Genomic DNA, 19,529 nt, shown 5'->3' with positions numbered 1-19,529 from the left:
GCTCGCACCACCTTAATTATATTGATATGTTAGCGATTCGGTTAAAGTTATATTTAATCCAGTACCGCTAATTTGTATATTGTTTACGCCTGTGTTAAGTGTGATGAAATCACCAGTTAAAGCGCTAAGTGTTTCTTCTCCGTCTACGAATACAGAATAAGTTTCGCCATCTATTACTATTGTTTTATTGCTGAATGTACCTAGAGAGAAACTTTGACTTCCTTTAGAGAACGTTACGTTTGTACCGCTTCCTTGTATGGTTATCGAAAGAGGTTTAGCGATAGTACCTTGATTGTTGATACTGATTGTTTGTGCTGTTGTTATCGTACCTAACGAACCGCCTGTATCTAGTAAAATATCAGACATAAATGGTATATCCGCTCCCCATACTATTTCATTGCTAGGTAACATGAAGTTTTTATACGGATTATCCGCCTTAAATTGCAATGTAAACGTATTTGTAAACATTAATCTCTCTGGATCAATTGGTGACGCTAATTTGACGGTATAATACTTGTCAGGCTCATAATCGAAATAAAGCTTTCTTGCTTTTGGTTTACCGTATTGGTCAAACAAAAAAGCAACGAGATCATTTAAGATTCGTTGCCTTTCGTATTTATCATTTGTTTCATATTTTAACGGTACGTTGAAGGAGCGAGTGCCTATTTCGTGACCAAAATCCCATACGCCAGCACGCCCTGGAATCGATACGCTTTTTTGCGTAAATTCAGGAGTGGCAGGGTTACGATGTCCTACCACTTCTCGAACAGGACCGAAATCAGAAAAGTATTTATCATCTATTTTAGTTGCCAAGAACAACACCCCTTTGTCTCGCGGTCCGCATTGTTAATTTATTTAATTCAATTGCTATTTGTTTTATATCATCATTGCTTCTTACGATAAAATTAGCGCCTTCTAGCAATCTATCATTGTTAATTGTAACGCTGTTATTAGTGTTATTGGTGCGGCTGTTATTAGAACTAGCTGGGTTAATTCCTGGTAATTTAGTGTTTAAATCTGCGTAACTAGGCTTCATCCATGATGTTAATTCATCCACCTTATCCATAGTAGGTTTTTTCTCATCATCTATACCTAGTCTCCATCCGATCATCATGTTTTTACCAATCATGTCACGCATCCATCGAGATGGGGAGTGTATATCTAAAGCGCCAGTGATTTTATCTTTAATACCTCCTGCCACTTCGGTAATTTTACTCCATACAGACGATGCCATAGAACCAATACCTTTTATTAAGCCGTTTATAATATCTTTACCGACTTGATAAAGGTCTACTTCACTTATCGTTTCAATTATTGTTTCACCAAGATTCCAAATCGCTTTTCCTAATGCGCCTAACAAACTTAATATACCTTTGATTAAAGCTTCGATTAACTCAACACCAGCGCTAATTAATTTCGGTAAGTTTTCAATTAAGGTGCTAACAATCGTTACTACCAATTTAAAAGCAGCAGAAACTAATTGCGGTAGTATTTGAATAATGCCACCAATTAGAGCAATAAGAATGTCCATTCCAGCTGTTATTATTTGAGGTAATTGTTCTGATAGCGTTTGGACAATTGTCATTATTAATCCGATTGCTGTCTCGATTAATGTTGGCAGTATTTCGATGATACCGTTAATAAGCGCATTTAAAATCTGAATACCAGCTTCAATAATCAATGGTAAATTAACAACGATAACATCGATAATCGCCATTAATAAATCTAATGCAGTTTGCAGTAATGTAGGTAAAATTTGAATGATACCATTAATAAGGGACATTAAAATTTGTATACCAGCATTAATTACAATTGGTAAATTTTCTGCGATTACTTGAACAATCATTTGAATAAGCGTTATAGCGGTATTTAACAAGACAGGAAGATATTGAATGATACCATTAATGATAGCTGTTAATATTTGTATACCAACTTCCAATAGTTGCGGTATGATGGTCACAATCGTATTAATGATAGTGGTAATGATTTCTAATGCAACTGGCAATAACAGAGAAATGGACTGCAATATACCGTTGACTAAAGCAACAATCAGTTGAACGCCAGCTTCGATAATCGCAGGCAATAAAACAGATATACCTTTTATTAATACTCCTATAATTTTCAATGCGGCATCTAATATTACTGGCAAATACGTAACGATAGTTTGGATTATCGTATCTAACACACTAATAATAGCGTTAATTATATTAGGCGTTGCATTTGTTAATCCTTGAACTAGGTTAAGTAAAATTTCTGCGCCAGCTTCAATTAATTTAGGTAGATTATTAGTGATAAAATCTGTTATGCTAGTTAATAAGTTATCGATCGTTTGCAAAATAACAGGCATGTTAGAAGTTATATATTCCGCTATTTCCGGGAAGAACCTAGACAATGAAATCAATATACCAGGTAGTCCTCCTACTAAAATACCTATGATGCTAGGAGCCAAAGACTTAAATATATCTAAAATACCGCTGAAATCACCATTAAAGGCATTATTAACAGAGTTCCATACACCTTTTAATGATTCTTCTACCTTTTGTAGTAATCCAGGAATATAACCAAATACCTCAATAGCCTTCGATTTAATAAATTCCCAGCTATTAATAATTGCATTTCTAAACGCTTCATTTTTATTCCAGAGAGTTACCAACGCAGTGGTTAATACAACAATTGCACCAGCTACTAACCATACCGTCCCACTCATAGCAGCTAGTCCAGTAATAAACGGACCGATTAGCATCCAAACACTAGCCCAAGCCGCTTGCATACCATATATAAGACCTATACCTATCGCAAGTGGAGATAATATTAATGTTAACAGCGGAATAAGCATTAATATTCCTTGTATTACTTTCGCTAAAGTTGGATGTGCTTCATTAAAAGCTATAGCCATTTCGGCAATAGCGTTGATAAAATTAAAAACAGGAATCATTACCATCGCAAATACTTCTACCATTGGCTCAAAAGCTTTAATTAGATTTTTCCTCATTGTGTTAAAAGCTTCACTGTATGCCTTATTCGTTTCCATTGCTTGTCTGTGCAATGCTCCGTATAAAAGAGCGCTTGTAGCCGCCGCTGCTAACGCAACCATTTGAAAACGCATTAACCCTTGATTTATCATCATTTGCATATTTAATAAATCTTTCATGCTTGCGTTTGGACCTAATAATCTAAGCGATAGCACAGCAGCGTTTCCGTTATTAGCGATTCTATTCATTGTGTCCGCTACTCTTAACCCAGCTCGGTTTACAGTGTACATAGGATTAGCCATTCTAGTATAGTTATCACTAATGCGTTGTGCTTGCGTTGTCATATTCATCATTGTGCCAGCTGTACGAATTAACGAAGCACCTAACATTCTATTAGCGTTTATCATTGCATCTGTTGCTCTTTTGTGATCATTACCCATTTGTCTTACTTGGTTCATGAAATCTTGCGTTGTGCCTGAATAATTTCCCATTTGTTGCGCTAGGCCGAACATTTGATGCTCCACTCTTGTCATTTGTACTCTAAACGGCATCATGCCTCTTTCATTCGTTAACCTCATTTGCATCTGCATAAGCCGCAATTGATTGTTAACTTGTCTGTATTCTCTATATTCAGGAGTTTCGCGTAATTGACGCATCATTTCGCGATGAGCTCTTCTAACTTCTCTATATGAATCTACGGAAGAATCAGCAAATGAGCCTATACTAGAACTACTACTAGATGCGGCACTATTTATCGTACTGCTTGAATTCCCTATTTCGCTAGATAGACTTCTCGTATCACGTTCAAGCGTTCCTATTGCGTCACTAGCAGTCTGTGATGATTGAGTAATCGTACTAGCTGTTTCGTTTAAATTGTTTCCAGCTCTTTGTAAGTTACGCTCTAACCTGGATAAATCCGTATCAACGTTATCTGTATTGATTTGGGTGTCAATAACAATACGCCCATCCGACATTGTTTATCCCCCCTTTTTACGCAAGGCCTGTTTTTTTATAGCTTCTGAAATACTAGCCATTCTCTTATCCGCTTCAATAACTACCTCTTCCTCACTTTCAAGTCGATAAATGCGTTTTAACTCCATAATTCTCTGTCTTTCTTTCGCATTATGTTTGGTAGGTGGCGGCACTTCTTGTTCTCTTATATTGATAACCTCTACTAACTTTGTATCTTTGCTTAGGCTGTTTAATAACGTTAAAAACTTATGCCAATGTAACTTACCTTGCATTTCAAATAAATCAATGTTGTAATCCTGCAAAAATGAAGCGTAAATATATGGAGCATCTATAGTTAAGTCGTAAGATTTTTTATTCCCTGAACTCTGCTCGTCTTTTTTATATCCTAATAATTCTTCGAAAATTGTTTTAACGATTATATTTTTATCTTGAAAAGAAAACGAATAAGATTTGTGATCAACAATAAACATATCAAAAAAAATAAGCGCTTTTTCCATCCTGTTAAAACGCTTATCAGCCATTAATTCATACGCTCTAAGCACAACGTCGAATGCTAAATTAACATGCAACTTTTGTCCTTTATATTCGATAACATCATCGTTAAATCGATCAGTGAGCTTAAACATTATTCACCTGTGTAATAGGATTTGCTGCTTTCGTTAATTTGAGCGATTCGATTTTTCATCACGTCAGTTAATTGGACGATAACATTACTCATAACAACAATAGAACGGCCAACATCGTTATAGACACTTTCAAACGTTCCTTCTCCTAATAGAGATTCAAGCATTTCTTTTACAGTTTCTTTTCGATCATCCATGATTTCTTTTCTTGTTTCTGCATCAACAGTTGCGATATCCACGCCTTCGTATTTATCGACTTTGTTTTTAAACTTGTCATAAAAAGATAACTTTTCCTCGATTTTTTCATCGCTTAAATCCAACGTATAAACGGAAGAACCGATTTCTACTTCTTCTGTTACTTTTTCAACTTGAATTTTAATAGTCATTTATTTTCATCCTCCGATTAATTAAAATAAGCCACCTATAAAAGGCGGCTTCAAATTTGTGAGTTTAAATTGTTATTAAGGAGTTACGGGTGCTGCTGTAAACGTCGGTTTTCCATTGAAATGAATTTCGAAAGAAAATGTATTCTTTGCGTTTGCATCTCCACCGCCGCCGACAATATTAGCAACAGTTACATTACCTGAAAATTCGTCACCGTTTGCGTCAGTCCATTTAAAGTTAGTTTTACGATCCTCTCCTAATGCAGGTTGTAGACTAGCAATAAAATCTTGTGCGGCATCACCGAACTTTCTATGTCCTTCAAAACTAATGACCAACTGCGCTCCGGTTACATCAGAAGAAGCGAATCCGTCTCCATCCATATATTGAGTTTGGTCTAATTCTTCATTCCACTGTGGATCGAATGTTGATAATCCAGCAGCTAAAATTTCATATGTTTCTGTAGAACCTGGTGTAACGTCAATTTCAAATTTATTTTCAGAGTTTAAAGCAAAACCTGTTTTAGCCATTGTTTATACCTCCATTTATTTGTAATTCCGCTTGAAAAATAGCGGTATATTCATATTCGCCTCTTTCGCTAACGCCTACCCAATTCGGCATAGTGGAGACATCTATATTAATGAGCTTAAAGCTATCGTCGTGCGATTCTATGTCAGTTCGGTTACAAAGATATCCATGGATTGATTGAATCGTATTTTCGGCTGTTAAAACGTCTTTGTGACGCACTAAGAATTGAAAACCATAATTATCAATTCTATCTTTGTTTAAATAAGTCGTATTAGGTGGCGTAGGAGTTTGTCTAACCGCTATAGAGTTTCCTTCTGCAAGCAATCCTTTGCGAACGAAAGTAAATAACGTTACATCGGATTCTAATTTATCTAGCATTCTGTCTAAAAAGTCCATTTTTTCACCACCTAAAATCTATCATTAAAATCATTTTGTACAATTCGTACCCAATCAGATAAAAACGTGCTTTTCCCTTGCTCGAACCAAAGAGGACCAGCGTTTGCGTTTTTATCTTTGGAGAAATTAAAGGTTATACCATAGTACAATCGTCTTGCGTAAGGTGTTTCCCAAATAACTTTACCGCTGCCAGGTATCGTTAAACGGTCTCCACTCCTTTGTAATTCACCTGTATCTTGTGGAGCATAATAGTTAGAATCTTTTAATACCTGAACATCTAATATTTTTTGCGTTTCCTCTAGAGTGTTTCTTATTCTTGAAGAAATGTTTGCTGTATTAAATTCGATTCCGGCCATTTACACCAACCCCAATTCCCAATGATGCACAAGTGAATTATCTGTATAAAAAGTTGCTATAGATTGAACATAATAGTCTTTTTCATTGAAATGAACGACTGATTTTTCTTTTAAATCAATAAGAGGACTTGAATTAATAGCATCAATAAATAGCTTGGATTTCAATTGTATTTGTTCTCCATTGTTATCTATTGACTTTTCGCTTGTCGGCTCTACACGAACGTTTGTGACCGTTATAGCCATATCATAAGTAGGACCGTTCCGTCCATCTCCTGCAAAACGTTCATATTCAATGGTGTGCGGCAATAACTTCTTAGGAATTGCTTTTACTTTAACCACGAACATCAACCCCTGCATACATCAATCCTGTAGGCGCTAAATAAGTTGTTGTTTTAGGATTAACCATTTCTTGTTTTCTCGTTAACGTTTTGTTACCTTTGTTGTATTTGAAACTACCGATTGAAGCGCTAGAAGCATCGTCATCGTACACGCCAACATTTACAGTTTCATGCAAAGCGTAATATTCTGCTTGTGCAGCGGTAGCTTTCATTACTTGCGTTTGTACGAATGTAGGCAGTTTATCTAACCCTACCATCGCAATTCGATATTTCGTTAACGTATCAATTAGATCAGAAGCACGATTTATATACTTTTGTAGTGTTAAATCATCCGTTACCTCTTCCCCGATGTAATCACTTCGGTAGTATTCAACGGTAATATAAGACATGGCTATTCACCTTGCTTTTTCGCTTCGGCTTTTAGCTTCTTATTTTCTGCTTTTAATTCTGCAATTTTTTCATTAAGCTTTTCTTTTTCGTCTTGCAAAGCATTAAATTCTTTTAAAGTAACGACTCTTCCACCTGTAGCTTTTCTGATAACTTTTCCATCTTTATCAATCTGATCAAAACCTTGTTCTAATAAACTTTCTAATCGTGTATCGTCAACGTGTAACACTTTATTACCTTTTTTAACAGCTACTTGCGCCATTTTACGCCCTCCTTTTTATAAAAAAAGAAGCAGGGTATTAAACCCCTGCATCTGTGATATGAATTTTTACACCGTCTACTTTTTTACCTAAGATAAATACATCCCAATATTTTCTTTCGTAGTAGTAGTATTTACCATGAGTTTCCGGACTTGGATTTGATAATCCAACATAGTCATATTTTTGTGGAGTAACTACTGCGGTAGGGTGAATTAAAATCATGTTAATTTGATCTGCACCAACTGCAGGAACAGCTCCACTAGTAAAGTTATATGCAGTTTTCATACGAGAAGAAGGAACAGAAACAATTGTTACAGAATCCAAAGAACGAAGATTTCTATTAATATCGCCTTTAGCAGTTCCTCTCACTTCTAAAGTACGTTGAATTTGTTCTGCGTTCTTCAATTTTTCTTCAAAATCAGGAGTTGCATATAAAATACGTCCTTCTTTCGGAACTTCCGCTTCATCCATTTGTTTCATCATTGTGTCAAAAACTTTCAAAATGTTAGAAGTATCAGCAACTGTAGTATCTGCTGTTTTTCCTAAAGCAACGAACTCGCTGTATAATTTTGAAGCAAAGTATTTATCCATTTCAGGAATTTTTTGTTCGCTATTAAATACTCTAGTGATATTAGCGATAGACAATACTTGATTTGTTTCATCGACATCCATTGGGTCAACATATAGAGGCAACTCACGATCATGTTCTAACGTTTTAGTTTCCCAAGCGTTATCAGCACGACGAGAGAATGTTCCTGCTACGTCTCGGTCAACGTCAATGAACCCTCCAACTGTTAAACTAGGAATCTGAATAGTTTTAGCATTAATCCATTTTAAAACATTGTTATTAGGTGTTTCGTACATCGCTTGGAAGTATAATCCTCCATAATAAGCTTGTTGTACCGCTTGTTGATATGATGTTGCATAGTTTACTGCTGCCATGATTTAATCACTCCAATTTATTATTTTTTAATTCCGAATGCTTGCTCCCAAATTTCTTGTTGAGTTGGTTCTTGCTTTTGGTATTGTGTTTGCCCAAAAGAAGGCTTAGGTGGTGTATCTTGTTTTTGCTCACCTGTAAAATGCGGGTATTTCTCCACTACCATTTGTACAGCTTGGTTAATATCGATTTCATCTGTCATGTAGTTTTTAGCTAATGCCGCAACGTCTTGCGCATAGTCTTTTACTACACCAGCCGATAAAACAGCGACTTGCATTTCAAGATTAGATTTCGCTTCTTGCGCGCTTTGGAAGTTAGTCTCTAACTCTTGTAATCGCTCCATTTGTTTCTGCGCTTCTGTTTTTTGTGACTCTTGCCATTCTTGGAACTTCTTCATTCCTTCTTTGGCGTTTTCAAAGTCTGTAATTCCTAATTGTTTAAGAAGCTTTTCTTGTGCTTTCTTAGCTTCTTTTGCCGCAACGCTGTTTACGTCATCTTGCGTAAACGTCTTTGTTGGTTGCGTATCAACAGGTGGTGTATCAGCAGGCGGATTATCTCCTGGTGGTACTTCATCAGCGAAAGTTTGTAAGTTTAATCGTAATAATTTACCTTCAAGATTTGCCGCTTGATCGGCTTTATTTAAAAGTTTCATATTATTGACCTCCCATAAGGGTAATTATCTTTCGTTTCTTTAACGTCTTACCGAATAAAAGACAAAGAAAATAAGCCTGTTTAATGTCTGTTGCTTAAAGACATGTATTAAATAATATTAGGAATTTGATCCGCATCTCCATAACTTAATCCTGTAATCATCACATTATTATTCATAACATGAGTTAAATCCTCACTGTAGGCATTCATATAAAATTGTTCTTTGGCATCGAAAGACTTTTTAGGAATTACAATAACCTCTGATACTCCTTCTGCTTTGATACCGACGAAAACATAAGGTGAATTTGTTTCTCTTGCTTTCGCAAAATTATTTTGTAAATGTTGTTTAGTTAAAATCATTATTAGATTACCTCCCAATCTTCTGCGAATAAGTCTCCCATTGAAGGAACCCATCCAACCACTAATAAATTTTGAGCGTTTTTCAAAACTAATGTATTTGCAAATCTCGGCTCTCCTTCATATTCACCGTAACCATATTTCATTTTTGTAGATAACTCTTGTCCGGTAATACGATAAACAAATTGTCCTTTTCCGTTCCAACCAACACGGCGAATCGAGTAACCCTCTTTTAGTTTTTCTAGAGCTTTTCCGAAGTTCATACTATTCCTCCTAATTTGTTATAACTCTTTCGCGATCATATCTTCTTGTTCTGTCCGTGCTGTCAATAAATTCTCTCATTCTAGCTTGTGCATTCGATACTTTACGTTGTGCATCTTCATAAGGTAGATTCGCATTCTTTAAGAAGTCGCGTTCCCTTTTTGCATGACGAATAGCACGCTCTAAGGCGCGCTGTTTCTGACTTTCTTTATAGATGCGGTCATTTTCTTTTTTCGGAAGAGGCTTATTTGTTTGTCTACTCTTTCCTTCCCAATAAGGATAAAAGCGATGGCCACAATTAATTCCCGCCAATCCGTCTACCTCTCCATAACTTGTCTTAGATAAAGGTGGATATTTTTTGCTTGTCCCTGACTTGGAATATATCCTTCCTTGGTATGGAGCGCATTTCGGTCTCGCTCCACCATGACTTGATATTTCAATTAAATCGACGCCATACGATTCCGCTCTTGTCATTTGCATTTCGGCTGTGACTTGATTCGTAACTGTTCTGACTACCATTTGCGTATAAGCTTCAATGGAATATTGTCGATTATTTTTATAAGATACGTAAGCGGGTACGCCTTCTTCTGCAAATTGTCCTGCGAATCTCGTTAACGCTTGTTGAGATGTACTTACACCAGATAATACTTCTGCAGTTACCTGGCTAATTACTTGTTTAACTTTCTCTTCCGCATTCCCTACAATGCTTGTATTTACTAAATTAAGTTTATCACGAGCATTTGCTTGGAAGGTACTAAGAGTGGCATACAATGAAGCATCTTCCGCAATTGGCACCGCTGTTTTTAATCTACCGTTAACCGCAGCCTTTGCCATCTCCGCTTCTTGCTCGCTTAATGACTGTATTCCTTGTTCTTCTAATAGCGTATTTAACTCTGGTATGGTTATATTCATATACCTTGCTATTAGTTTCTTGTTAGAATCCGTTAACGCCCCTAAATCGCTTAGTTTTTTCATGTTCCACTGTAGAGGGTTGTCATCTAATAAAGATTGATTAGAAGCGAAAAACAAGGCTATTCTCCGCATCAATTCCGATTCTAATTGTAAGTAGATGTCTTGTAAACTCATACACCATCACCAAACAACTCTGTTTGTTGCGGCGTTTCCTCCATGCTAGAAGATACTAATTGTTTCGCTTCTTCTTCCGTTGTTTTTAATATCTTCATAAGCGCGTACCATTTCGGCACAAGACCACTATTAGATAACGACATCCAGTAAGCAGCATCTGACGTTCTATCCTCTGCAATCGAATCATCGAAGTTAATTGTTACCTCATATTCTTCCGGCTTGCTGTATAACTCATATAAATCCGCAACATCTCCAATAACGTCAATTAAATCGATTAATCCCTCTTCAATCAATGTAACATGGCCATTGCGTGTACGGTATGTTTTGCTATTCTCGCTTACGATTTCAGTAGCGGTTTTCAATCCTTTTGAATCAAAGGTAAACGCTCCTGCACTAAATCCTATTTGAGTAGCTAATATATTTAGATTGTGATTAATACCGTCGATATGTTGCTGCACACGTAACTCAAAACTAATTTCTTTGATGGAATCATCGTCCGTTTCCAAGTTAAGCGCTTCATATGCTTCTTGGTCTGCGTCAAAGTATCTGCGCATATTCCCGTTTTCGTCCGGTATTGCTTTCACAGCAGTAGCAGGAACGATAATTTTCTTCTTACCTAACTTAAACTCTCTTTGATAACTATCATAGATAGTATCTAATGTTTTAAGCGTGTCCATGCACCCTGAAAAGATAGATGTACCCAACGGACTATACAAGTCAATATTGTTAGCGGTATTCGGCTTAAAGTACACAAAAAGAGGCTGTTTTAATCCTGGAATCTCGATTAGTTCGGCTAACTCTCCATACATTTCAGAAAGTGCAACCTCTTTCCCTAAATCTGTTTTCGATTCTGATTTAAACAACCTGTTTTTTATCGTATATACTCCGTTTTCCCATGTATGAATTTCCATGAGTGTGTAATAATACTTGCCTTTTACTGTTTCGTTAACGAATATCCCTTCCATGATTCTTTTTCCATCGTATGTAAGAGGGATAAAAGAATCTGCGTGTACAAAGGATAAGTTGATTTTCTGCTCTGTTTGTTGGTTTATCTTTGGTTGTGGCGAGTTAACTTTAATCACCATACCACCAGTAGCAAACATATATTCAAGATAGTTTTGAAATTTATCATAGAATCCGTTATCATCTAATGTTTTCTCGATAAACTCATTAAAGTTTTCATCACTTATATTAATGCTACATTGCTCATTAAACACAAGATTCGCCATTTCAGATGAAATTACTTTGGGCATTCCTAAACTAAGCATTCTACGTGATTTCTGACCGTTTAAAGTCGTGTATGTGATATCATGAAATGGTTCATCTTTATACTTAGGTAAATACCCCTTATACAAAGCTAACCACCATTGAATATGATTATGCATGTTATCGGATATTAAAAAATTCGTGCGATCCGATACTTCTTTCACACTTTGCAAGAGTCCCATCTTCTCAAACAACCCCCTTATTTTGGAGAGGAAACTTTTGAACATTTGTTCACCCCCTAACTATTCTTCATAGGTCAATAAGTGCTGGATATCTTCTTTCATAATTGGAAGAGGTTTCCTAGCATCTAATAAGTGCATCTCTAATTCTTTTATATAATCAAGTAACTGTTCTATAACTATATTATTTAGACCAACACCATCTTCTGATTGATATGTTTCTTCGAATATATCAGGTTTGCAAGGATATCGTTCCCCTTTAACCCCGGTGATAATATAATCACCTTCGTTAATAAACATTTCTCCTTCTAATGTTTGAATATAAGGTTTCCTAATTACCCCTCTAACATTAGGACCAATAGGCGCTAACGAAAACCCATCTTCCATACCTTCTTTGTATATTTCCGCTTCAACAACAACTGGCTTCTTACGGTATTTAGGCACCCATACCACCCTTTCTATTCTTCATCACCACTAATTGATTCAACTCTTTTGCAATAGAGGATATATCACCTTCGGAAGATATGTTTATTGTTAGTACTTCGATGTTAACGTATCCACAACAAGCACGTTCATCACCAGCGTTTTCTGCTTTTGCAAACGCATCTTCAACTAATTTCTTGGCTTCGAATTCATCCACATTAAAATAAAATGATAATAATTCTACCGCTTTTTCGAATTCTGTTTTTTCTAATTCTCTAGCCATGTTATCCCTCCTGTTTATTAGCCTTAATCTCTTCAATTTTTTCTAAAGTTTTTATTGTCATTTCAATTGTCATTTCAATAAGTTTTCGTTCTCTTGGTTGTATAATATGTCCTACTTCCTTCAACCCTTCTTCCATCGCATCAGCAATCGCTCTTTTATGTTCACTATTCATATTACCCCTCCTATAGTACGTATCTCTTATAAAAATAATTGTTGCTATACCGGCATTCGTCTAAAGCGTGCTGGTCTTTGTCTATGGGCTTACCGTTTTTATCTCGCGCATACATTCCTAACTCTTTCATAAAGTTGTAATGATCGTATTGGTCATTTGATTGCTCCACTAACACAAATTGTTCGTTTGTAATAGCGCTCTGTAATCGTTCTATACCAACCTCAATCCCTTTGGATGAACCTTTTATGTCATGAGCATTATTATTAGCTGGGCGGGTTTGTATTCCTACCATGTGTAATTCTTCTCTTAATGATTTACACGCTGGATCGATGAATACTTCTGTACGTCTCATGCCATATGTTTGTTCACACCATAATATGAACTGTTTTAATTCCTTCGCATACACGCTCATTGCTTTTGTTTCGCCTGTATCTGCTCCTGAATGGTAGTAATGCGCCACTCTATTCAATTTAAAGTCATACGCCCTCTTCTTGCCTTTGTGACTAGTTACAATATTACAACTCATGCTTGTTGCATCAGATTGACCACCATCGCCGCTAAAGTACATTTCAATTTTCTTTCCTGTTAATTCCGGTATTTGATTCTTCTCTAAATTAAACATGCTATAGATTACACCAGCAGGAATAACCCTCTTGCCGAACCAGTCACGCTGTAGCAAATAAGGGTTTTTACTTAGAGTTTCGTATATTTCTTGTTTACGTTCTTCTGTAATGATTGGGTTATCTTGTATTGTCCAATGGTTCCATCTTGTATTTTGCACATCGAAAACTTCTGCTATAACAGGATGATTAGGAGCGGGTGGGTTCAAATCAGCCATGTGATATCTATCCTTCGCTGCGAATGTACGTCTAAAACATTCTTGTATCATCCCCATATGCAATAAGTTAATCTCACAAAATACAACGCTACCAAGTGACATACCAGTAATAGCTTTTGCACTATCTGCTTTTCCCGCACCTTTATAAAACACTTTCTTTTCTCCATTAGGTGTTGAAATAACCAAATGGTCTCCGTTATCATCATGTGACATTCGAGCATATTCGCCGAAGATATGTTTCAATCCAGTTCCGTCACCATCAATAAAAAGCCTAAATGCTTGTTCCTGGTTATAAGCAACAATCAAATGATTTTCGTCTCTGCTATTAATCAAGTATCTCGCATATCTAAAATGACAAGCGGTTGTTTTACCGGATCTTGGTGTTCCTTCCTGCACATCTAATGTAACATCGAATGGAAGTTTAATTATTTTTTTCTGTTTTTCGGAAAAAGTAATAGTCATATTATCATTCCTTCATTACATCCAATAAAGCATCCATCATAGATGTATCTTTCGTTTGCCCTTTAAGAAGGTTTACTTTTTCTTGCGTCAATTCTGTTTCTGCTTTTAGTTTCTCTTCTTGTAACAACCTTAAAGCATTTTCAGGTAAAGCAGCTGCAAATTTCGTTAGCATTTCTAAAGCTTTCATTTTGTCCGCTAATTTAACTGATACGCCATCTTTACCCTTTTTTACTTCCGAAATGATAGTTCCATCTACTTCATTAGCATTCTTTAATCCTACAAAGCTATAAGAGTTTTTAACAACATCTCCATTATCGTCTAGGATAGGCTCACCATCTTTGTCCATTTCGTCATATTCCTTTTGACCAAACTCCACAAAGTCCGTTATGTCAGCAAAAGCTATATCCATGTACTTTTGAATGATTGCTTCAACATCTAAGTGTACCGCTCTTGCCCTTTCTGCTTTGATACGGTCTATTTCTGCTTTGATACGTGGCTTTACAAGATGTTTGGAACCTTCAGTATTAGCAGTAGTATAAGAACATCCATAAGCCTTCTGATACGCCTTAGTTGCATTGAAATACTTTAAATAGTAAATACAAAAAAGTTTTTGCTTGTCCGTTAAATTATCAGATTCGATAATCGGTTCTTTATATTCCTCTTTTGTTGTAATTTGTTGTACAACATTCTTTGTTTTACTCTGCTTTTGTTGTACAACATTGTTTTTTTTAACCTTATTTCGTTGTACAACGTTATCACTTGTTGTAGTGCTATCCCACTTATCACGCGATTTCCATACCGCTACTTTTTTTTCGTTTATATCAAGCTTATTTGCTATCTCTCTATTCGTTATTTCCCCATTATGCTTTTTCCATAATTGATATGCTTTGTCTCTGTTAGGATCTCTTTCTCTAGCCATTACATTACACCTCACACTCCCATCACTTATGGATGATTTTATTTTCTCTAAACTAGGCACTAAACATATAAGGAAGGTTGCGACCCTTCATGCGACGACTTATATATTTGTATTTAGCACCCAGTTTACAGATAACAAAAAAGACACCCTATCTCTAGAGTGTCAACAACCATATACATCTTACACAATCTTACACACAATATATTGAAACTGATATAAGCAACCATAACTTATACCTGATTCGCCCCACTGGCCAAATAGCTAAACTCCATATATTCGCGAATCTTCCCATGTTGACACGTCCTATCATCCGCCCCTAGTAGGAACTAGTGGATTACATCCGTACAGCGTATGCGCGTCTTTTTTATGCCCTCAGTCGAGCGTGGCGTATAGCCAACTATATATTGCTTTATATAGTTTATTAAATGGATATAGCTCCATTAGGCTTGTTGCTTATTTAGTTGTCAATATGCGGGTAAGGATTTGCACCTTACATGGTTAACATCTCATTCAGTTGCGCCTCTCTTATTTCACGAGATATTTGACTGGGCGATAGCAAAGTTAACCTTACTGAATTGTCGATACCTCATACTAGATATCTAATCGTCTACCTATTCCGACACCGCATAAAAATGAAGACGCTAGACTTTTACATCATAGCGCCTTTTGAAAGAAGGTAAGAACATATTGGATAGGAATTAGAAAAATAGGTCATAAAATTAAAGGAGAAAGACCAAATAGTAATAAAGTAGGCTATAAATTATTATTATTTGATACTATTACTATAACACATATTATTCAAGGTGTCAGTGTACAAAATGTGACCTATTGTTAAAGTTTTTCTCCATCTAATTCCCTGCCAATTTGTGATTTAAGCTTCTTGATGTAATCGTAACTATATCCGGTTTCTGTCGCTATCTCTTTTAGTGTCATTCCCTGGACATAGTAGCAATAAATGATTTTGTGCTTTATTCCGTCAAATGTTGCTAATATCTGTTCTGCTTTCTCTTTCATTTTCTTGCTGAACTCTAACGTTTGCTTCATTTGTTCGTAATTGTCACTTATCTTATCCATTCTCCCAGCTACAATATCCATCGGGACGGGTACGAATCCACCATTTCGATTAGGTGTAGGATTGCCACTTAATAGCCCATATTGTATTTTCCATTCATTTTCTATACTTTCTACCATTTCCTCATAAAATTCCACTTGATTACATACATCTTGATAAAATTTTAGCGTGTTTAATGGTCCTATTTGTTCTACAGCCACTATAGTCATCCTAACTCACCCTTCTTTTTATACTTAGAACAACTTTCCGTTCTCATTTTGTACTTACCTTTCAGATGACATGTACCTCTCGCAGTATAATATCCATTTTTTACATATTGTCTGTAGTTTTCGCAACTTCCGCATTTATTTTCTATATCTAAATCCATTTTCCAATTAGGAGTATAAATCTTTACCACCTCACGAAAATTGAATGATGGTTCAAGTTTTCAACCGTAATTATATAACTCAATTATACCATATTTTCCTTATAAACACTCACTTCATCATTCTAATAATTTGATTTTTACTTTATGAATAGTCTATTAGACATAATCAAGCGCCACCTTCTAACCCAATAGCCTTCAACATATCTTTCAATGTATTCTGCATGCCTTGGTAACTTAAAGCGATTCCTCTCCAGGTAACAAAATATCCTTCGTAAATACCTGACTTTTCTAAATTGACTCCTTCTAAAATACGACTTGCATAGTTAGAATCATTGATGGCTCTTTTATTTGTTTCACGCTCATATACATAACTCTGTCCACGTTCAGTTGCGGCTCTACCGAAATAAAATTGATATTGACTCTTATAGTATCCAGCGATCTTCCACGCTTCTCTTTCCGCTCGATTGTAATAATGTTCTAGCTTTGCTATTTGAAATGGTGAAAGTGAATCAAGATGTTCTTCCATTGCGTTAATGGATTTCAAAATATCATTATGAGTAGCAATTGCTAGACTTGCTCCCCTAGGAAGGTCATCTTTTATAACTGCTTTCAATTCTTCAGGCGTTAGCGGTGTTTCCTGTATAGGATGCTGCATTAGTGATTCTCCCCGTAAAAACCCTTGTTAATTTCATGTATTTTAAAATCTTTAATAACGACATGTGTTTCATCATCATTTTCAAGTGTTTTTTCAATATATTTTGCTGTCTCTTTCATACAAATAACATCTTCATGATATCCCCAATATGTTTCCGACTCTTCTACAGCCATTTCTTTTAATTTTGTATAAAATTCTATCTTCATTTACTTATGCCCCTTTAACCGTTTTAACGACTTCGTATTGAAATTTTGTTAGTTCCCCTAACTCTTCTATCCCTCTTGCTATTTGGCTTAAAATATACGCATCTCTGATGTTGTCAGACGTACTCTCGAATCCCCATCTTTTATAGATTGGCAAAACTAGCTCGTCTTTCTTTGTATTTCCTTTCCCCGATGCAAATTTCTTTAATGCGCCCGGCGCAACTTCGTAATAATCGAATCCGTTTGTAACTAGCATACTACGTATCTGCCATCCTATTCCGTATTGAGTAGATACTCCCTTTCCTTTCGATCCATAAGAGAATCCTTCAATGCATATAACATCACCAAACGCTAACCGATGTTTAATCTTATTAGCGATATCAATAAAACGTTGCGGATCTTTTGTTTTCTTTGTTGTAATTTCTTCTGTATGTAATACTTCTCCATCCTCATTTAATATCACTAACCCTGTTTTAGTCGATGGATCAATTCCTACGTATCTAGTCATTCGGTTTACCACCTTTCTTCTCATACAAGCTAAGCAACTCTGTATCTGATAAACTCTTTAAATATTCATAGCTATAGTTTGTAGTCGCTTCTAAGTCTGATAGTATGTCTTGTTTATTTAGCATGTTAATCGTCCATTTCTATATTTAGTTAGTAGCCTGATAAAGAATTTTCTTCACCAGGCTATATTTTTAATATCCCGTATCTTGTCTTACGTGGTTTATTTTGTTTTTTGCGTAATAAGCTGCTTCAACCTCTTCCCATGTGAAGCCGAGCATTTCACCTAATAACAAATAGTTGTTAAATAATGTTTGATACTTTCTTGAATCAATTAACAACATAGATAAATCAAGTTCAGAAGCAATCTTAAAAATAGATTTGAACTGTTGAGTAATATTATTTGTAAGGGAAATCAAACGAATTGGTCTAAACTCTATGTCATTGATTTCCAATCCAATTTCCAAAACAAAATGCAATCCGTCCACATATTCTTCAAGGAGCGGGTTTTTATTTTTATCTTTACCAGTCCCATCACATACTACACAAACTTGTTTGTTTCCTGTATATTCATTTCCGCTGAAGAAGCCCACACCTTCACCTGAACAATTATTGCATTTAGTAGTTACTCTCGGCTCTTGATCCTTACTCCAAAACTTAAAGCCACGAAACTCATTTGCACATTCACCAATCTCAACCAGCAATGCTAATATTAATTTTTCAAATCGATCTGGTTCGTTATATCCGATTCTGTCTCGTAATACCCTTTGCGTTTCAAATAATTTAGCTAGATTCATTTTTCCATCTCCTTAAAGTAAATACACTGCTTATTTGTCCTTTTGGCATCGTCCCTCTTAAACTCTGACTCTAGCCATTGTTTTAAATCCATACACCTATCCGCAAAGGGACAATTACAGATAGGTGGTCTTTGTTCTTTCACTTAATAAGATGTCTCCTTTTTAACTCGATTAAAGCTAATGTACGATAATTGGTATAGCGTGCTAAGTAGTTTAATTGTTGTAGTGTTGCTTTTCTTAGATTCATCACTTTATTTTCTACCTTTCCCAAAACATTTGTTACAGGTTACTTTCACCATGCCGTCTGTATATCTTGGTAATTTAATATCAAATATCACATCATATTTTCCAGTGAATACTGTTCCTTTTTCAAAACTCCATCCTTTACCTTTACAAGACTTACAAATTTTCATTTTTTGTTCACTCCTTTAAAAAGGCAAATCATCATCCGATATATCAATCTGCTGTCCTGGAGCAAACGGATCATTCACATATCTTCCTTGATTGCTATATTGATTATTTCCGTTTGTTTGCTGATTACCGTTCGATTGGTTATTCTTAGGTTCTAGAAATTGCACAGATTCCGCTACAACTTCCGTCACATATATTCTTTTTCCGTCTTGTCCCTCATAACTGCGAGTTTGGATTCTTCCGTCTACGCCAGCTAATGAACCTTTCTTTAAGTAATTAGCGACGCTTTCTGCTGCTTTACGCCACACCACCACGTTAATAAAATCTGCTTCTCGCTCTCCTTGTTGATTCGTGAATGTTCTATTTACAGCAATAACAAACGAAGCTACAGCAACACCATTAGGCATATATCTTAATTCAGGATCTTTCGTTAATCTTCCAACTAAAATAACTCTGTTAAGCATTTATCA

The 19,529-nt window shown here is 35.8% G+C and carries 28 protein-coding genes; all 28 read right to left on the bottom strand.

The window, feature by feature from the left end; all coding sequences use genetic code 11:
• Window positions 1–12: 12 nt before the first annotated feature.
• Entirely contained in the window at window positions 13–813 is an 801-nt protein-coding gene (locus NKG37_RS20030) for a distal tail protein Dit (protein WP_254415225.1), read from the bottom strand.
• Window positions 803–3,946: a carbamoyl-phosphate synthase gene (locus tag NKG37_RS20025; RefSeq protein ID WP_254415224.1), complete on the bottom strand. Its 3,144-nt coding sequence runs from the start codon at window positions 3,944–3,946 to the stop codon at window positions 803–805. The genes NKG37_RS20030 and NKG37_RS20025 overlap by 11 nt, the downstream gene beginning before the upstream one ends.
• Before the next feature lie 3 nt (window positions 3,947–3,949).
• The gene (locus NKG37_RS20020) at window positions 3,950–4,570 is read right to left on the bottom strand and encodes a Gp15 family bacteriophage protein (protein ID WP_254415223.1); all 621 of its coding nucleotides are present in this window, start codon (window positions 4,568–4,570) and stop codon (window positions 3,950–3,952) included.
• Complete coding sequence (locus tag NKG37_RS20015; RefSeq protein WP_254415222.1) at window positions 4,570–4,953, bottom strand: hypothetical protein; 384 nt, start codon at window positions 4,951–4,953, stop codon at window positions 4,570–4,572. Before NKG37_RS20015 ends, NKG37_RS20020 begins: the two co-directional genes overlap by 1 nt.
• 75 nt (window positions 4,954–5,028) lie before the next feature.
• Window positions 5,029–5,478, bottom strand: coding sequence for a phage tail tube protein (locus NKG37_RS20010; RefSeq protein WP_254415221.1), 450 nt, complete (start codon window positions 5,476–5,478; stop codon window positions 5,029–5,031).
• Window positions 5,471–5,872 (bottom strand): minor capsid protein, encoded by a 402-nt coding sequence (locus tag NKG37_RS20005; protein WP_254415220.1) that lies wholly within the window; start codon window positions 5,870–5,872, stop codon window positions 5,471–5,473. Before NKG37_RS20005 ends, NKG37_RS20010 begins: the two co-directional genes overlap by 8 nt.
• Window positions 5,873–5,883: 11 nt before the next feature.
• A complete protein-coding gene (locus NKG37_RS20000) occupies window positions 5,884–6,228 on the bottom strand; it encodes a minor capsid protein (RefSeq protein WP_254415219.1) in 345 nt (114 codons plus the stop codon).
• Window positions 6,229–6,567, bottom strand: a complete 339-nt coding sequence (locus NKG37_RS19995; RefSeq protein WP_254415218.1) for a putative minor capsid protein — start codon at window positions 6,565–6,567, stop codon at window positions 6,229–6,231.
• Entirely contained in the window at window positions 6,560–6,955 is a 396-nt protein-coding gene (locus NKG37_RS19990) for a head-tail connector protein (RefSeq protein WP_254415217.1), read from the bottom strand. The genes NKG37_RS19995 and NKG37_RS19990 overlap by 8 nt, the downstream gene beginning before the upstream one ends.
• Window positions 6,956–6,957: 2 nt before the next feature.
• Window positions 6,958–7,215, bottom strand: a complete 258-nt coding sequence (locus NKG37_RS19985) for a hypothetical protein (protein WP_254415216.1) — start codon at window positions 7,213–7,215, stop codon at window positions 6,958–6,960.
• A gap of 37 nt (window positions 7,216–7,252) precedes the next feature.
• The gene (locus NKG37_RS19980) at window positions 7,253–8,155 is read right to left on the bottom strand and encodes a capsid protein (RefSeq protein WP_254415215.1); all 903 of its coding nucleotides are present in this window, start codon (window positions 8,153–8,155) and stop codon (window positions 7,253–7,255) included.
• Window positions 8,156–8,175: 20 nt separating this feature from the next.
• The gene (locus NKG37_RS19975; protein WP_254415214.1) at window positions 8,176–8,805 is read right to left on the bottom strand and encodes a hypothetical protein; all 630 of its coding nucleotides are present in this window, start codon (window positions 8,803–8,805) and stop codon (window positions 8,176–8,178) included.
• Window positions 8,806–8,912: 107 nt separating this feature from the next.
• A complete protein-coding gene (locus NKG37_RS19970; protein WP_254415213.1) occupies window positions 8,913–9,164 on the bottom strand; it encodes a hypothetical protein in 252 nt (83 codons plus the stop codon).
• Between the two features lie 2 nt (window positions 9,165–9,166).
• Complete coding sequence (locus tag NKG37_RS19965) at window positions 9,167–9,424, bottom strand: DUF2829 domain-containing protein (RefSeq protein ID WP_254415212.1); 258 nt, start codon at window positions 9,422–9,424, stop codon at window positions 9,167–9,169.
• 10 nt (window positions 9,425–9,434) lie between these two features.
• On the bottom strand, window positions 9,435–10,508 hold the full coding sequence (locus NKG37_RS19960; protein ID WP_254415211.1) for a phage minor capsid protein: 1,074 nt from the start codon (window positions 10,506–10,508) through the stop codon (window positions 9,435–9,437).
• Window positions 10,505–12,001 (bottom strand): phage portal protein, encoded by a 1,497-nt coding sequence (locus NKG37_RS19955; protein WP_254415210.1) that lies wholly within the window; start codon window positions 11,999–12,001, stop codon window positions 10,505–10,507. Before NKG37_RS19955 ends, NKG37_RS19960 begins: the two co-directional genes overlap by 4 nt.
• A gap of 15 nt (window positions 12,002–12,016) precedes the next feature.
• Window positions 12,017–12,397 (bottom strand): hypothetical protein, encoded by a 381-nt coding sequence (locus tag NKG37_RS26180; protein WP_302183235.1) that lies wholly within the window; start codon window positions 12,395–12,397, stop codon window positions 12,017–12,019.
• Window positions 12,390–12,659 carry a hypothetical protein gene (locus tag NKG37_RS19945; protein WP_254415209.1) on the bottom strand — a complete coding sequence of 90 codons (270 nt, stop codon included), beginning with the start codon at window positions 12,657–12,659 and terminating at the stop codon, window positions 12,390–12,392. Before NKG37_RS19945 ends, NKG37_RS26180 begins: the two co-directional genes overlap by 8 nt.
• A 1-nt stretch (window position 12,660) precedes the next feature.
• Window positions 12,661–12,831, bottom strand: coding sequence for a hypothetical protein (locus NKG37_RS19940; protein ID WP_254415208.1), 171 nt, complete (start codon window positions 12,829–12,831; stop codon window positions 12,661–12,663).
• Between the two features lie 10 nt (window positions 12,832–12,841).
• Window positions 12,842–14,131 (bottom strand): PBSX family phage terminase large subunit, encoded by a 1,290-nt coding sequence (locus tag NKG37_RS19935; RefSeq protein ID WP_254415207.1) that lies wholly within the window; start codon window positions 14,129–14,131, stop codon window positions 12,842–12,844.
• A gap of 4 nt (window positions 14,132–14,135) precedes the next feature.
• On the bottom strand, window positions 14,136–15,050 hold the full coding sequence (locus NKG37_RS19930; RefSeq protein WP_254415206.1) for a terminase small subunit: 915 nt from the start codon (window positions 15,048–15,050) through the stop codon (window positions 14,136–14,138).
• 831 nt (window positions 15,051–15,881) lie between these two features.
• On the bottom strand, window positions 15,882–16,331 hold the full coding sequence (locus NKG37_RS19925; RefSeq protein ID WP_254415205.1) for a hypothetical protein: 450 nt from the start codon (window positions 16,329–16,331) through the stop codon (window positions 15,882–15,884).
• Window positions 16,332–16,655: 324 nt separating this feature from the next.
• Entirely contained in the window at window positions 16,656–17,144 is a 489-nt protein-coding gene (locus NKG37_RS19920) for a hypothetical protein (RefSeq protein WP_254415204.1), read from the bottom strand.
• Window positions 17,144–17,350: a hypothetical protein gene (locus tag NKG37_RS19915; protein ID WP_254415203.1), complete on the bottom strand. Its 207-nt coding sequence runs from the start codon at window positions 17,348–17,350 to the stop codon at window positions 17,144–17,146. Before NKG37_RS19915 ends, NKG37_RS19920 begins: the two co-directional genes overlap by 1 nt.
• A 4-nt stretch (window positions 17,351–17,354) precedes the next feature.
• Window positions 17,355–17,855 carry a RuvC family protein gene (locus tag NKG37_RS19910; RefSeq protein ID WP_254415202.1) on the bottom strand — a complete coding sequence of 167 codons (501 nt, stop codon included), beginning with the start codon at window positions 17,853–17,855 and terminating at the stop codon, window positions 17,355–17,357.
• 190 nt (window positions 17,856–18,045) lie between these two features.
• Entirely contained in the window at window positions 18,046–18,648 is a 603-nt protein-coding gene (locus NKG37_RS19905) for a dUTP diphosphatase (RefSeq protein ID WP_254415201.1), read from the bottom strand.
• A gap of 251 nt (window positions 18,649–18,899) precedes the next feature.
• Window positions 18,900–19,061, bottom strand: coding sequence for a hypothetical protein (locus NKG37_RS19900; RefSeq protein WP_254415200.1), 162 nt, complete (start codon window positions 19,059–19,061; stop codon window positions 18,900–18,902).
• 15 nt (window positions 19,062–19,076) lie between these two features.
• Window positions 19,077–19,523, bottom strand: a complete 447-nt coding sequence (gene ssb / locus NKG37_RS19895; protein WP_254415199.1) for a single-stranded DNA-binding protein — start codon at window positions 19,521–19,523, stop codon at window positions 19,077–19,079.
• Window positions 19,524–19,529 lie beyond the last annotated feature (6 nt).

It is taken from the genome of Niallia sp. RD1 (genome assembly GCF_024219955.1).
Lineage (GTDB): Bacteria > Bacillota > Bacilli > Bacillales > Cytobacillaceae > Niallia > Niallia alba.
This window is presented reverse-complemented; position numbering and strand designations above follow the sequence as displayed.